14 protein-coding genes are annotated in these 14,947 nt (G+C 64.7%); 8 read left to right on the plus strand and 6 right to left on the minus strand.

Annotated elements, in window-relative coordinates; genetic code table 11:
* Window positions 1-85: 85 nt before the first annotated feature.
* From JQ586_RS11775 to JQ586_RS11795, 5 genes are all read right to left on the minus strand, one after another.
* On the minus strand, window positions 86-1,213 hold the full coding sequence (locus JQ586_RS11775) for an acyl-CoA dehydrogenase family protein (protein WP_212394718.1): 1,128 nt from the start codon (window positions 1,211-1,213) through the stop codon (window positions 86-88).
* A 161-nt stretch (window positions 1,214-1,374) separates the two neighbouring features.
* The gene (locus JQ586_RS11780; protein WP_212394719.1) at window positions 1,375-3,246 is read right to left on the minus strand and encodes an AMP-binding protein; all 1,872 of its coding nucleotides are present in this window, start codon (window positions 3,244-3,246) and stop codon (window positions 1,375-1,377) included.
* 42 nt (window positions 3,247-3,288) lie between these two features.
* Window positions 3,289-4,095: an enoyl-CoA hydratase/isomerase family protein gene (locus JQ586_RS11785; RefSeq protein ID WP_212394720.1), complete on the minus strand. Its 807-nt coding sequence runs from the start codon at window positions 4,093-4,095 to the stop codon at window positions 3,289-3,291.
* Window positions 4,096-4,254: 159 nt separating this feature from the next.
* Window positions 4,255-5,013, minus strand: a complete 759-nt coding sequence (locus JQ586_RS11790; protein ID WP_212394721.1) for an SDR family NAD(P)-dependent oxidoreductase — start codon at window positions 5,011-5,013, stop codon at window positions 4,255-4,257.
* Window positions 5,014-5,053: 40 nt separating this feature from the next.
* The gene (locus JQ586_RS11795; protein WP_212394722.1) at window positions 5,054-5,719 is read right to left on the minus strand and encodes a TetR family transcriptional regulator; all 666 of its coding nucleotides are present in this window, start codon (window positions 5,717-5,719) and stop codon (window positions 5,054-5,056) included.
* 161 nt (window positions 5,720-5,880) lie between these two features.
* Here JQ586_RS11795 and JQ586_RS11800 point away from each other — a divergent pair, with 161 nt between their 5' ends.
* The 4 genes from JQ586_RS11800 (at window position 5,881) to JQ586_RS11815 (ending at window position 10,361) form a co-directional block, all read left to right on the plus strand.
* Window positions 5,881-7,053: an acetyl-CoA C-acetyltransferase gene (locus JQ586_RS11800; protein WP_212394723.1), complete on the plus strand. Its 1,173-nt coding sequence runs from the start codon at window positions 5,881-5,883 to the stop codon at window positions 7,051-7,053.
* A 144-nt stretch (window positions 7,054-7,197) separates the two neighbouring features.
* Window positions 7,198-8,733, plus strand: a complete 1,536-nt coding sequence (locus JQ586_RS11805) for an acyl-CoA synthetase (protein WP_212394724.1) — start codon at window positions 7,198-7,200, stop codon at window positions 8,731-8,733.
* A 24-nt stretch (window positions 8,734-8,757) separates the two neighbouring features.
* The gene (locus JQ586_RS11810; protein WP_212394725.1) at window positions 8,758-9,915 is read left to right on the plus strand and encodes an alpha/beta fold hydrolase; all 1,158 of its coding nucleotides are present in this window, start codon (window positions 8,758-8,760) and stop codon (window positions 9,913-9,915) included.
* A gap of 92 nt (window positions 9,916-10,007) precedes the next feature.
* Window positions 10,008-10,361: a hypothetical protein gene (locus JQ586_RS11815; RefSeq protein WP_212394726.1), complete on the plus strand. Its 354-nt coding sequence runs from the start codon at window positions 10,008-10,010 to the stop codon at window positions 10,359-10,361.
* Between the two features lie 67 nt (window positions 10,362-10,428).
* Here JQ586_RS11815 and JQ586_RS11820 read toward each other — a convergent pair whose 3' ends face one another.
* Window positions 10,429-11,151, minus strand: coding sequence for a hypothetical protein (locus JQ586_RS11820; RefSeq protein ID WP_212394727.1), 723 nt, complete (start codon window positions 11,149-11,151; stop codon window positions 10,429-10,431).
* A 165-nt stretch (window positions 11,152-11,316) separates the two neighbouring features.
* On the opposite strand from JQ586_RS11820, the gene mbfA reads away from it, so the two are divergent.
* The 4 genes from mbfA (at window position 11,317) to JQ586_RS11840 (ending at window position 14,902) form a co-directional block, all read left to right on the plus strand.
* Window positions 11,317-12,288, plus strand: a complete 972-nt coding sequence (gene mbfA / locus JQ586_RS11825; RefSeq protein WP_212394728.1) for an iron exporter MbfA — start codon at window positions 11,317-11,319, stop codon at window positions 12,286-12,288.
* A 110-nt stretch (window positions 12,289-12,398) separates the two neighbouring features.
* Window positions 12,399-12,929 (plus strand): cytochrome b, encoded by a 531-nt coding sequence (locus JQ586_RS11830; protein ID WP_212394729.1) that lies wholly within the window; start codon window positions 12,399-12,401, stop codon window positions 12,927-12,929.
* An 83-nt stretch (window positions 12,930-13,012) separates the two neighbouring features.
* Window positions 13,013-14,485 (plus strand): amidase, encoded by a 1,473-nt coding sequence (locus JQ586_RS11835; protein WP_212394730.1) that lies wholly within the window; start codon window positions 13,013-13,015, stop codon window positions 14,483-14,485.
* 63 nt (window positions 14,486-14,548) lie between these two features.
* A complete protein-coding gene (locus JQ586_RS11840; protein ID WP_212394731.1) occupies window positions 14,549-14,902 on the plus strand; it encodes a nuclear transport factor 2 family protein in 354 nt (117 codons plus the stop codon).
* Window positions 14,903-14,947: the final 45 nt, after the last annotated feature.

Below are 14,947 nucleotides of genomic sequence, written 5' to 3' on the forward strand. Positions count from 1 at the left end.
CGCGTAGCGTGAACCCGGAATCTCGATCCAAACCTCTGGATTCCGGGTTCGCGCTACGCGCGCCCCGGAATGACGAATCGTCGGGCTAGGCCGCGTTCTTCTTGCGCATGCGATCGATCAGGGCGTCCTCCCAATAGGACAGGCTGCCGAGGCCGAGCGCCACCGCATTGGCGCGGCGATAGTACATGTGGCAATCGAATTCCCAGGTGAAGCCCATGCCGCCATGCACCTGGATGTTGTTCTTGGCGCAGTGCTGGAACGCCTGCGTGGCGCTGATGCGTGCGGCGGCCGCCGCTTCCGGCAGCTCGCCGGCATTGGTCGAGAGCGCCCAGGCACCGTAGTAGCAATTGGAGCGCGCCAGGGTCGCCGAGACATACATGTCGGCGAGCATGTGCTTGACCGCCTGGAACGAGCCGATCGGACGGCCGAAGGCGATGCGGTCGAGCGCGTAGTCGCGACCCATCTCCAGCGCGCGATCGGCGCCGCCGACCTGCTCGAAGGCCATCAGCACGGCGGCGCGATCCAGCACTTGGCTGATGACGCTCCAACCGTCGCCGTGCTCACCGAGCGGCTCCGCCTTGGCGTTCTTGAATGTGATCTCGGCCTGGCCGCGGGTCAGGTCGATATTGGTCAGCGGCTTGACCTCGACGCCCGCAGCCTTCAGCTCGACGATGAACAGCGATATCTCGGACTCGCGACTGCCGGAACCGGTCCGCGCAGCGACCACGGCGAAATCGGCGATCGCGCCATCGGGCACCGGCTTCTTGAAGCCGTTGAGCGCGCCACCATTGGCTGAGACGTTGATCGCCTTCGGCGACGGATTGCCCTTGCCCTCGAACAGCGCCAGCGTGCCGATCGCCTCGCCTGCGGCGATCTTCGGCAGCCATTTCTGCTTCTGCGCATCCGAGCCTGCGATCAGGATCGCCTCTGCGGCGAGGTAGACGGTCGAGGAGAACGGCACCGGCGCCAGCGCGCGGCCCATTTCCTCGGCGATCACGCAGAGCTCGAGATGGCCGGCGCCGGCGCCACCGAACTTCTCCGGGATCGCGACACCGAGGAAGCCCATCTCGGCGAGGCCCTTCCACAGCGCCTTGTCATAGGGCGCCTTGCCGTCGAGCACCTCGCGCACGGCCTTGGGCGGGCATTGCTCGGCGAGGAACTTGCGCGCCTCGTCGCGCATCTGCTTCTGTTCGTCGGAGAAATCGAAATTCATGGCGGCTACCTTTTTCTTGCTGTCGTTCCGGGGTGATGCGCAGCATCGAACCCGGAATCTCGATGTACTAACCTCTGGATTCCGGGTTCACGCTTCGCGTGCCCCGGAATGACGTTCTGGTTGCGAATGATCGATATCGCTGCGCTCTACCCATCCTGCGTTCAGTTCAGAATGATCACCTCGTCGCCGGGCTTGTCCGCATAGAGCTTCTCGACGAGAGCGGCACGACGTTCGAGGCCGGCGCGCTGGTTGATGTAGCCCTTGTCCGTCAGCTCGTTGCCGTCGATCGAAGGCGGCTCGACCATCAGCATCGCGCGCGCAACGCGCATGCTGCTGCCGGTGGTCGCGGCATTGTGCGCCTGCAAACCCTTCTTCAGGCAGGCGATCACCTCTGGATGGCTGATCACGTCCTGATAGTTCGCCTCTGCATTGCCGACGAGCTGTCGGCACGCATGAAGGTTCGGCCAGCACAACAGCCCGATGAATGCGCGGTCCTGTCCCGCGACCAGCGCGTCGTGCACAACAGGCGTCGCGGCGGCGATTGCGTCCGTGCGCAGCGAGCCGACATGGACGAAGGTCCCGGTCGTCAGCTTGAAGTCCTCGACCACGCGGCCGGCGAAGATGATGCCCTGAAGCGGATCTTCGGCGTCGACGAACACGCCGGCATCGCCGATGCAGTAGAAGCCTTCCTCGTCGAACATCTTCCTGGTCAGGTCAGGCTGGCCGAAATAGCCCGGCGTGACGTTGACGCCGCGCAGCCGCAATTCATATTTCGAGCCGCACGGCACCATCTTCAGCTCGACGCCGGGGAACGGCAGGCCGATCAGGCCGACGCGCTCGGTGTCCCAATAGGTGCCGGTCGAGGTCGGTGCAGTCTCGGTCGAGCCCCAGCCGGTGTAGAACACGATGCGCTCGCCGGTGGTCTTCACCGCCAGCGCCTGCATGCGGTCGTAAAGATCGTCGGGCAGCCGCGCGCCCCCATAGGCCATGATCGAGAGGTTCTTGAAGAAGCTGCGGCAGAGCGCATCGTCCTTCTCCATCGCCGCCGCGAGCGCGGCATAGCCGGCCGGCACGTTGGCATAATAGGTCGGCGATACCTCGCGCAGGTTCCTGATCGTCTCCTCGAGCTGGCCCGGCATCGGCCGGCCGTCGTCGATATAGAGCGTGCCGCCGTCGACCAGCACCGGATTGAAGGCGGCGTTGCCGCCCATGGTGTGATTCCACGGCATCCAGTCCAGCACGGTCGGGATCGGGCCGCCGCGCTCGCGCGGGCGCACCTGCATCATCATCGCCGCATTGGCGCACATCATCCCCTGGGTGTTGATGACGGCCTTGGGCATCCCGGTCGAGCCCGAGGTGAACAGCAGCTTGCCCACGGTCCCGGGCGTGATCTTCGCGATCGACCCGTCGACCGCTGACGTCACCGGCGTCGCGGCGAGATCGGCGAAGGCAACGCTCTTGATGCCGTCGCACGGGCGCAGCACGTGGACCACCGTGATGCCGGTGAGATCGAGGGCCTTCAGTGCCTTCTCGAAGGTCGGGCCGTCCTGCACCATCACGACGGCCGGCTTGATCAGGTCGAACAGATATTTGAGCTTGAGGTGGTCCTGGCTCATCAGCGAATAGGCCGGCGACACCGGCGCCGCCGCCAGCCGCGCCTGCATCGCGGCCTGGGTCATCAGCGCATGCTCGATTGAATTGCCTGACAGGATCGCGACGGGACGGCCTTCCGCGAGGCCGAGATCGAGCAGGCCTTGCGTCAGCGCATCGACGGTTCGTTTGGCTTCGCCATAGGACAGCTTGCGCCACTGGCGGTCAGGACCACCGCGCTGCGCGAGCCAGATCCGCTCCGGCGCCTCGTCAGCCCATTTCGCGAGATAGGCTGGAATATGGGTCGCATAGGCTTGCAACGGAATCCGCGACTTCAGGACGATGGTGCCGTCGTCGCGCCGCTCGACCGCGATGTCGCGCTCGAGCCAGTCCACCTTGCGAAAGGCCGGCTTCGTCATCACTGCTGCGGCACTCCCATCCATTTTGCGTCTCCCGGAATTTCTCGTCCTTTGCAGGATCTTGTCTCAGCGCCTGATATAGACAGGCTTTCGTTTCTCGAGGAAGGCCCTGATTCCCTCCTGGAAATCTTCGGAGCGGCTGCACAGCACCTGATTGCGATCCTCCATCGCAATCACGGCCTCGATCGAGCCGGCGTCGACACTCATGTTCAGGCATTCCTTCGACAGGCGGAGGCCGACTGGCGAGGCCGTCATCATCGCATCGACATAAGGATTGGCCGCGGCGTCGAGATCGGCGGCATCGACCACCTCCGACACGAGGCCGACGGCGAGCGCGCGGTCGGCCTTGATGAAGCGTCCGGTGAGGATCAATTCGGAAGCAACGGAGACGCCGACGAGGCGCGGCAGGAAATAGCTGGTGCCGATGTCGCAGCCGCCAAGGCCAAGCTTGATGAAGGCGCAGTTCATCCGCGCATTGCTTGCGGCGATGCGGATGTCGGCGGCGAGCGCCAGCGCGAAACCGCCGCCGGCGGCCGCGCCCTGCACCAGCGCGATGATCGGCTGCGGACAGCGCCGCATCAGCATCACGATGTCGGCAATGCGGCGCTGCGAGTCGAGCGATTCCGTGACGCCGGGCGGCTCGGCCTGCCCGCCGCGGCGCGCCATCGCATGCTTGAGGTCGAGGCCGGCGCAGAAATTGGCGCCGGCGCCCTTCAGCACGACGACGCGGGTGTCGCGGTTGCGCTGCAGGCCCTGGAAGTAGCTGTTGAGCGCATCGATCAACGAGGGATCGAGCGCATTCAGGCTTTCAGGGCGATTGAGCGTGACCCAATCGACCCCGTCGTGATGTTCGATCAGCAGCGGTTGAGACACGCGGGCATTCCTCCTCACCGTCGTCCCGGCCAAGCGAAGCGCGAGCCCGGACCCATAACCACCGGCAATAGTCGTTGCGGCGGGCTGCGGCCCCATCGCGCTTCAGTGGAGAAAGCCGGGGTTATGGGTCCCCGCGTTCGCGGGGACGACAACCGAGTGTTATCGCGGCGCCATGCGGATGGCGCCGTCGAGGCGGATGGTTTCGCCGTTGAGCATCGCGTTCTCGACGATGTGCACGGCCAGCGCGCCGTACTCGTCGGGCTCGCCGAGGCGCGCCGGATGCGGCACCTGGGCGCCGAGGCTCTTGCGGGCTTCCTCGTTCAGACCCATCAAGAGCGGCGTGAAGAAGATGCCGGGCGCAATGGTGTTGACGCGGATCTTCAGGCTGGCGAGGTCGCGCGCGGCAGGCAGTGTGAGGCCGACGATGCCGCCCTTCGAGGCCGAATAGGCGATCTGGCCGATCTGGCCTTCATAGGCGGCAACGGAAGCCGTGTTGATGACGACACCGCGCTCCTCGCCGATGGTCTCGATGGTGGCGGCGCGCTCCGCGAACAGGCGCAGCGCGTTGAAGGTGCCGATCAGATTGACATTGATGATGCGGACGAATTTTTCGAGCGGATAGACGCCATCCCTGCCGACGATGCGCTGCGAGCCGCCGATGCCGGCGCAGTTCATCAGCACGCGCGCCACACCGTGCGCGGCTTCCGCCTTGGCGATCGCCGCCTTCATCTGCTCTTCGCTGGTGACGTCTGCATGAAGCGCTACGCCCTTCACTTCTGCCGCGACCTTCTCGGCATTGTCCTTGTTCTGGTCGAGCACACCGATCCTGGCGCCCTTCGCGGCCATGGCGCGGGCGGTCGCGGCACCGAGGCCGGAGCCACCGCCGGTGATGAGAACGGCAACGTCTTTCAATTGCATGGGAACAGCCTTTCCTTGAGCGTTTCTTCTCTAGACTTTGTTATCCGGCCGCCACGGCGGCCGTTTCGTTCTTGGAATTGAGCATGCCGCCGAAGATCAAGGCTTCCATGTGCTTGATGTATTCGCGGCAGACCTCGTCGGTGACCGGACCAACGCCGACCGCCCGCGACATCGCGTGGCGGGCGAAGAACAGATGATCGCATGCGCCGATCAGGCTGGTGTAGAACAGTACCGGATCCACTTTCCGGAACTCGCCGGCCTTGACGCCTTCGGCGAGCAGGCGACGATGAAATTCGAGCAGCGGCGCGACGAAGAATTTCGACACCTCGTCGGCGGCGTCAGGCGAGCTCTCATGCAGGAGACAATGGATCAGCCGGTTCATGTAGGGGAACTGGTGATAGGCGCGGATGATGCCGCCGATATGCAGCCGCAGTTTCGCGGTCGGCGTGATCGGCTGCGCCAGCAGATATTCGAGCTGCGACATCTCGGTGGCGGCATCGCGCGCCAGCAGCGCCAGCAACAGCCCTTCCTTGTTGCCGAAATGATATTTCACCAACGCGGCGTTGACCCCGGACTTCTGCGCAATGTCGGACAGCGACACTTCGATCGAGGCGCGCTCGATCATCAGCTCGCTGGCCGCAACCAACAGCTTGTCGGCGGTGGCGTTTTTGCTCGCGGCAAGTCTCGTCGGTACGCTGGTATTCAACTGCGCTCGGGTCCTGGGGGCGGTGGAATGTCGAGGCCGCACATAAACCCATGGCGGGGCTGCACTCAAGAGTTAATTGATTGATTGACTAAATACGGGGGCGTCCCTTAAATCCGGCCGATCTTTGAACAGCCCAATCCAGAACATCAGGGAGATCAGACATGGCCGAGGCATATATCGTCGCCGCCGCTCGCACCGCGGGCGGCCGCAAGGGAGGGCGTCTTGCCGGCTGGCATCCGGCCGATCTGGCCGCGACCGTGCTCGACTCGCTGGTGGAACGATCAGGGGTCGATCCGGCGCAGATCGAGGACGTGATCATGGGCTGCGTCATGCAGGCCGGAGAGCAGTCCAACAACATCGCGCGCAACGCGGTGATGGCCTCGAAACTGCCGGAGAGCGTGCCCGCCACCTCGATCGACCGCCAGTGCGGCTCCTCGCAGCAGGCGCTGCACTTCGCAGCCCAGGCGGTGATGAGCGGCACCATGGACTGCGTGATCGCCGCCGGCGTGGAATCGATGACACGCGTGCCGATGGGCCTCGCCTCGCAGCTCCCGGCCAAGAACGGCTTCGGCCACTACAAGAGCCCCGGTATCGAGGCGAAGTATCCGAACATCATGTTCAGCCAGTTCACCGGCGCGGAGATGATGGCGGAGAAGTACGGCCTGTCGAAGGACGTGCTCGACGAATATTCCTATAACAGCCATCAGCGCGCGATCGCGGCCACGCAGGCCGGCTACTTCAAGGACGAGATCGTGCCGGTGAAGATCACCCGCGCCGACGGCTCGACCGACACCCACCACATCGATGAAGGCATCCGCTTCGACGCCAGCCTCGACGGCATCAAGGGTGTCAAGCTGATCGCCGAGAACGGCAGGCTGACGGCGGCGAGCGCCAGCCAGATCTGCGATGGCGCCTCGGGCGTGATGGTCGTCAACGAGAAGGGCCTCAAGGCGCTCGGCGTCAAACCGATGGCGCGCATCCACCACATGACCATGATCGGCCATGACCCCGTGATCATGCTGGAAGCACCGCTGCCCGCCACCGAACGCGCGCTGAGGAAGGCCGGCATGTCGATCGACGACATCGACCTGTTCGAGGTCAACGAGGCCTTCGCCTCGGTGCCGACCGCCTGGCTGAAGACGACAGGTGCCGATCCGGCGCGCCTCAACGTCAACGGCGGCGCGATCGCGCTCGGCCATCCGCTGGGCGGAAGCGGCACCAAGCTGATGACGACGCTGGTCAACGCACTGAAGCAGCGCAACAAGCGCTGGGGCCTGCAGACCATGTGCGAAGGCGGCGGCATGGCAAACGTCACCATCGTCGAACGGCTGTAACAGTCGCGCGAATAGCGGCTGGCGAATAGCGAATAGAGGAACGAACAAGGAGAAGCGGACGGCGAGTAGCGGGTGACGAATAGAGGAGCACGCAAGATGTCCCTATTCGCCATTCGCTACTCGCTATTTGCGCGAGAGACACCGATGACCCATCCCTCCGTCCACGCCCGCACTACGCCCGACAAGATCGCCTACCGGATGGCGGGGACCGGCAAGTCCATCAGCTATCGCGAGCTCGACGAGCTCTCGAACCAGGGCGCACATCTGTTCCGCTCGCTCGGTTTGAAGGCCGGCGACCACATCGCGCTGTTGATGGAAAACCGGCTCGCTTTCATGGAGATCTGCTGGGCCGCTCAGCGCAGCGGGCTCTATTACACCGCGATCAGCCGCTACCTCACGGAGGAGGAGATCGCCTATATCATCAAGGATTGCGGCGCCAAGGTGTTCATCACCACGCCGCAGTGCGCCGACAAGGTCAAGGGCCTGATCAAGGGCGAGCCGGGTGAGCCGCTGTTCTACATGATGGACGAGCCCGCCCCTGGCTTCCGCTCCTATGACAAGGAAGCGGCCGCGCAGCCGACCACGCCTGTCGCCGACGAGGTTGCGGGCTACGACATGCTGTATTCCTCCGGCACCACCGGCCGGCCGAAGGGCATCAAGAAGGAATTCGAGGGCAACCGGATCGATGTACCGAACCCGTTCCTGCGCATCCTCTGCGCCGACATGTGCGGCATGAATGCCGACAGCATCTATCTGTCGCCGGCGCCGCTCTATCATGCGGCGCCCTTGCGCTTCAACATGATGGCGACCGTGCTCGGGGGCACCTCGGTCATCATGGAGCATTTCGACGCCGAGGAATTCCTGAAGCAGGTCGAGAAGCACCGGATCACGCAATCGCAGCTGGTGCCGACGATGTTCGTGCGCATGCTGAAGCTGCCCGACGACGTCCGCGCCCGCTACAACGTCTCCTCGCTGAAGGGCGCGATCCATGCGGCGGCACCGTGTCCGGTCGACGTCAAGGCGAAGATGATCGAATGGTGGGGACCGATCCTGATCGAGTATTACGCCGGCTCGGAAGGCAACGGCGTCACGGTCTCGACCTCGCAGCAATGGCTCAGCCATCGCGGCACCGTCGGTCGCGCCGTGGTGGGCAAGGTCAAGATCCTGGACGAGAACGAGCAGGAGGCGCCGACCGGCCAGATCGGCCAGGTCTATTTCGCCGATGCGCCCGTCTTCTCCTATCACAACGATCCCGAGAAGACGAAGAAAGCCTATAACGCGAAAGGCTGGTCGACGCTCGGCGATGTCGGCTATCTCGACGACGAGGGCTTCCTCTACCTCACCGACCGCAAGAGCTACATGATCATCTCAGGCGGGGTGAACATCTATCCGCAGGAGACGGAGGACGTGCTGATCACGCATCCCGCGGTCTCCGACGTCGCGGTGTTCGGTGTGCCGAACGAGGAGATGGGCGAGGAGGTCAAGGCCGTGGTGCAGCCGCACGACATGGCGAAGGCCGGCAAGGACCTCGAGGCCGAGCTGATCGCGTTCTGCAGGCAGCATCTGTCGCCGATCAAATGCCCCAGGAGCATCGACTTCGAACCGGAGCTGCCGCGAACGCCGACCGGCAAGCTGGTGAAGCGCCATTTGCGCGACAAATATTGGCCGAAGAAGGCGTAGGCGAAGATCTCTGGGAGGTGCGCAATGAACACGACAACGGATCTCCCCGACGTTCCGCTCCCCTCCACCATCCGCTCGCGTTACGTCGACGGCATCAATGGCCTCACGATGCATGTGCTGGAGGCGGGCTTCGAAACGTCAGGCCGTCCCTGCCTGCTGCTGTTGCACGGCTTCCCCGAGCTCGCCTTCTCCTGGCGCAAGGTGATGCCGGCGCTGGCTGCGGCCGGCTATCACGTGATCGCGCCGGATCAGCGCGGCTATGGACGCACGACGGGATGGAGCGCCGACTATGACTGCGAGCTCGCACCGTTCCGCCTGCCGAACATGGTACGCGACGCGCTCGGGCTGGTCGCAGCGTTCGGTTACAAACATGTCGACGCGGTGATCGGGCATGATGCCGGGTCATCGGTCGCAGCATGGTGCGCGCTGATCCGGCCCGATGTGTTCCGCGCCGTGGTGATGATGAGCGCGCCGTTTGCAGGACCGCCGTCGCTGCCGTTCAACACCGCCAACGCGCCGGCGAGGCCCGCGACCGAGGATCCCGTGCATCGCGAGCTGGCGGCGCTGCCGCGCCCGCGCAAGCATTACCACTGGTACTACTCGACGCGCGCGGCCAATGCCGACATGCATCGCGCGCCGCAGGGCGTGCATGATTTCCTGCGCGCCTACTACCATCACAAGAGCGCGGACTGGACCGACAACAAGCCCTATCCGCTGCAATCATGGTCGGCGGGCGAATTGGCGAAACTGCCGACCTACTATGTGATGGATCTCGCCAGGGACATGCCGGCGACGGTCGCCGAGGAGATGCCCTCGCGCGAGGCGATCGTCGCGAACACCTGGCTGCCGGACCATGAGCTCGCCTATTACAGCGCCGAATATCAGCGCACCGGGTTCCAGGGCGGGCTGCAATGGTATCGCTGCGGCACCTCGGGCGCGTTCGTGCCGGAGATGCAGACCTGGGGCGGCCGTACCATCGACGTGCCCTCCGCCTTCATCTCGGGAAGGCAGGATTGGGGCACCTATCAGCGGCCCGGCGCGTTCGAGGCGATGCAGACCAGGGCCTGCACCAACATGATCGGCTGCCACCTGATCGACGGTGCCGGCCATTGGGTGCAGCAGGAGCAGCCGGACGAGGTCGGCCGCCTGCTGCTTCGGTTCCTGGCCCGTGCGGCGCAATAGGACGACGTCCGGAAACATCGAGGAACATTCGTCGGAACCTGGCGTTGCGGTCAGCCGGTTGTTCGTCCGGTGACCTGATCAGGAGGAGAATTATGGAGAAGAAGATTGCCGGACTGCTGGGTGCCGTCGCGTCGCTTGGCGCGCTCGGCGCAGTGCAGGCCGCGCCGGCGCCGGCCGACGTTCTGCAGGCGAACTCCTATGCGGAACTGCTGGAACCGATCTCGGATGCCTCGGCCAAGCTGCAAGCCCTCGACGAGGCCACGCCGCCGCAAGCCCACGAGAACGTGCAGCTCGCGCAGTACTATCATCACCATCATCACCACCATCATCATCACCGCTACTATCGCCGCTATGGGCCGGTCGTCGTGGTGCCGGGCTATCGGCGCCACCATCACCATCATCACCACCACCATCATCATCACCATCACGGGTATTATCGCTACTGAGCAGTGCGAAGCGCGACAACGGGGCCCACAGGCCCCGCTGTCCTCCGGCGATGATGCCGGCGACTGCTCAGTCGTGGCGCGCCTTCTCCTTGGCGGCGCGATGCAGGTGACGATAGGTGCCGTCGAACACCGTGTCTGACGACGACGTCCACTCCGTGCCGGCGGCGAGCTTGGGCCGGTTGTTGTAGATGCGGCGCGACTGCAGTTCGCGTTCGGCAGACTCCTCCTCGCCCATCGGCTCGAGCTGGAAATTGGCCTCCTCCGGAATCACGATGATCTGCGCGAACGGCTCGTTCGGCCGGAAGATGTGCGTGCGTCCTTCAGCCGGTGATTTGAACACGCAGAAGAACATCATCGGCCACCAGTTGCGGATCAGCGCGGGAACGGCGATCGGCACGGTATCGGTGCGATCGGTGTAGAAGCGCGGATGCGGTTCGGTGCGGACCGCCATGCCTTTCGCGACCTTGAGATCGAGCAGGATCTGATAGGTGTAGAAGGTGTCACCGAAATTCCGGAACGGCGGCCACTGCACACCGCTGTCCGGCGGCGCGCCCCAATCGGCGTCAAGCTGCAACCTGCCGTCCTTGGTGGTGACGTGCAGTTCGAAATCATAGGGATAGAACAGCTCGATCCCGTATTGCGCGCCTTCAGAGAACGGCACGCAATGCCAGACCTGCTCGCGCGAGCCGTCGGTGCGCGGATCGCGCTTGCCGGCCCAACCCGGAATCTCCAGCTTCGTCCGCCGCGGCGCCAGGCGCGGATCGTTCAGGCGGTATTTGACGGTCTCCATGGCATCCCCTTCGCGAGCAGCAGGAACTCGAACGGGCGTAGGGCGGCCCGGTTCCTTCTTTTGTGATCGTGAACGGGCGACTGTGCGTGCTTTTGGATTGACCTTGCCTTGGGCGACAAATATTAGAATTATTCTAATTCTAAAGCAGGTAAAGAAGGCGCTGCCGTGAAGAATTTCGCCGATCTGACCGAGCGCGAGGTGCTCGCGGTCGCGATTGCCTCCGAGGAGGAGGACAGCCGGATCTACATGAGCTTCGCCGAGGACCTCGCTGAGCGCTATCCCGATACCGCGAAGGTGTTCGAGGAGATGGCCGAGGAGGAGCGCGGCCATCGCCACCGGCTGCTCGAAACCTACGAGCAGCGCTTCGGACCGCATCTGCCTCCGATCCGGCGCGAGAACGTCAAGGGCTTCCTGCGCCGGCGGCCGATCTGGCTGACCAAGAACCTGTCGCTCGACACCATCCGCAAGGAGGTCGAGACCATGGAGTTGGAGGCCGAGCGCTTCTATGCAAAGGCGGCCGGGAAGGCCGAGGATGTCGGCGTGCGCCGCCTGCTCGGCGATCTCGCGGAAGAAGAGAAGGGCCACGAGAAGCTTGCGGTGAAGCTCACCGGCGACATCCTCAAGCCCGACGTCCGCGCCGAGGAAGACCGCACGCGGCGACGGATGTTCGTGTTGCAATATGTGCAGCCGGGCCTCGCCGGGTTGATGGACGGTTCGGTCTCGACCCTGGCGCCGCTGTTCGCCGCCGCGTTCGCCACGCACCACAACTGGCAGACCTTCCTGGTCGGCCTCGCCGCCTCGATCGGCGCCGGCATCAGCATGGGCTTTGCCGAAGCGCTGTCCGACGACGGCTCGCTGACCGGTCGCGGCTCGCCATGGCTGCGCGGCATGACCTGCGGCCTGATGACGACGGTCGGCGGTCTCGGCCACACCATTCCCTATCTCGTTCCCGACGCCTGGCCGAACGCATTCTGGATCGCGACCGCGATCGCCGGCCTCGTCGTGTTCATCGAATTGTGGGCGATCGCCTTCATCCGCGCGCGCTACATGGACACGCCGTTCCTGCAGGCGGTGTTCCAGATCGTGCTCGGCGGCGCGATCGTGCTCGCCGTCGGCATCCTGATCGGCGCGGCGTAGCGCGAGGTGCGGCATCCCGGCCGGCTTGTCGTCGATACTATCCTCGGCTACGCGTTCGCGGTGCCGGGCGCCACCAGCCGCTGCGGACGTCAACATCCGCGGGGGAGTCAATGGCCAAACGATTGCACTACGGAACCACGGCCAAGCTGCTGCACTGGGTGATCGTCGCGCTGCTCGCCGTGCAATATCCGATCGGCTGGCTGATGCCGGACATTCATCGCGGCCAGTCCCCGGGTGCGGCGATGACGTTCCACATTTCGTTCGGCATCGTCATCCTTCTCCTGATCGTATTGCGGTTCATCTGGCGGCTCACCCATCCGGTGGCGCCGGAGAGCTCGCTGCCGCCCTGGCAGCGGCTCGGTTCGGAAGTCGTGCACTGGATGCTCTATGTCCTGGTGCTGGCCACCACCGTCAGCGGCTGGTTGTTCGCGTCGTTCCGCGGCTGGGCGGTGTCGTTCTTCTACATCATGCCGCTGCCGATGCTGGCCTCGGACAACGCGGCAGCGGGCAAGGCGATCGATGGCCTGCACCAGGCCGCGGAATGGTCGCTCCTGGTGCTGATTGGCGCCCACATCGCCGCGGCGCTGGCCCATCTGCTGGTCTTCCGCAGCCGGGTCATGCAGCGCATGCTTCCGGGGTAGCTTCGCCCACGCAATTGCGATCAAGCCGAGCTTGCCGGGCCGCGCCATTCTGCGCATGATCCGCGCCAAACCGGGAGCACGCCGTGGCCAAATCGCAATGGAGTTTCAAGACCGCCGTCGGATTGTCGGCGGCGCTGAAGACGAAGCAGGTTTCGGCAGTCGAGCTGGCAGAAGACGTCATCGGCCGGATCGAACGGCATGACGGCAAGATCAACGCGGTCTGCGTGCGCGATTTCGAGCGCGGTCTCGCCGCTGCGCGCGCTGCCGATACGGCGATCGCGCGCGGCGAGCACCGGCCGCTCACCGGCATCCCGATGACCGTGAAGGAATCCTTCAACGTCGCCGGACTGCCGACGACCTGGGGCAACCCGGCGCAAAAGGATTTCACGCCGAGCGAGGACGCGCTGTCGATTGCGCGGGTAAAGGACGCCGGCGGCGTGATCCTCGGCAAGACCAACGTGCCGCTCAACCTCGCGGACTGGCAGAGCTACAACGAGGTCTACGGCACCACCAACAATCCCTACGATCTCGGCCGTACGCCGGGCGGCTCCTCCGGCGGATCGTCGGCCGCCCTCGCCGCAGGCTATGGCGCGCTGTCGCTCGGTTCCGACATCGGCGGCTCGCTGCGCGTGCCGGGCTTTCATTGCGGCATCTATGCGCACAAGCCGACCATTGCGCTCTTGCCGGCGCGCGGCCACACGCCGCCGCCATTCGCGCCGCTGCCGTTCGACGGCGATCTGTCCGTGATCGGTCCGATGGCGCGCGGCGCGGCCGACTTGTCGCTGCTGCTCGACGTGATGGCCGGTCCCGATCCGCTCGAAGCCGGCAAGGCCTACCGTCTCGACCTGCCGACGGCACGGCACACCAGCCTGAAGGATTTCCGCATCCTCGTGATCGACACCGATCCGGTGCTGCCGACCGACCGGACGATCCGCGGCACCATCGACAGGCTGGCCAGCAACCTCGACCGCATCGGCGCGAAAATCTCGCGATCGAGCCCGCTGCTGCCGGACTTCGCCGCCTCCTCGCGTCTCTATATGCGGCTGCTGCTGTCGTTCCTCGGCGCGACCTTCCCGCAAGAGGTCTATGCCGGCGCCTGTTCCGCGGCCGCGGCGCTTCCGGCCGGCAATACCAGCCTGCAAGCCGAGCGGCTGCGCGGCATCGCACTCAGCCATCGCGACTGGGTGATCGCCAACGGCGCGCGGGCGCGGCTGCGCGCGCAATGGCGCGAGCTGTTCAAGTCGTTCGACGCGGTGATCTGCCCGATCATGCCGACAGCGGCCTATCCGCACGATCATTCAGCGGAGCAGGAACAGCGCCGAATCCTGATCGACGGCGAGCCGCACGTCTACACCGACCAACTCGCCTGGCCCGGCATTGCAACCCTTCCCGGCCTGCCCTCCACCGCGATCCCGACCGGCTTTGCGCCGGACGGATTGCCGATCGGCGTTCAGATCGTCGGCCCGTGGCTCGAGGACCGCACACCGCTCAAGCTCGCCGAGCTGATCGAGCGCGAATATGGCGGGTTCGTGCCGCCGAAGATGTTTGATGATTGAGAGCTAACAGAGCCGTCATTGCGAGGAGCGAAGCGCCGAACGGAGAGACAGGGAGCAACAACGATGAGCAACGATCTCGAAGAGCTCACAAAACTCAACAAGGACTATGTCGATTCCGTCCAGAACTGCGACGTCAAGCGCTTCGACGAGATCCTGGCGCAGGACTTCTACGCCACCAATCCCGACAAGAGCCTCGTCGACCGTGCCGCCTTCCTGAAACAGACGGCCATTCCGGTGAAGATCAAGGGCCTGACGGCCGAGGATGTCAAAATCCGCATCCTCGGCGATTTCGCCATCATCCATGCCCGTACCAGCTATCTCGACGCCGAGGGCAGGCAGGCCTTTGGACGTTACACCGATTGCTGGGCGAAGCAGAACGGAACGTGGCTCGCGGTCTCCGCGCACGTCGCACGGTGATTTCAACCGTCGTCCCGGCCGAGTGCGCGATCGCGCACGGAGGCC

Origin of the sequence: Bradyrhizobium jicamae, assembly GCF_018130215.1 — a bacterium.
Taxonomy (GTDB): Bacteria; Pseudomonadota; Alphaproteobacteria; order Rhizobiales; family Xanthobacteraceae; genus Bradyrhizobium; species Bradyrhizobium jicamae_A.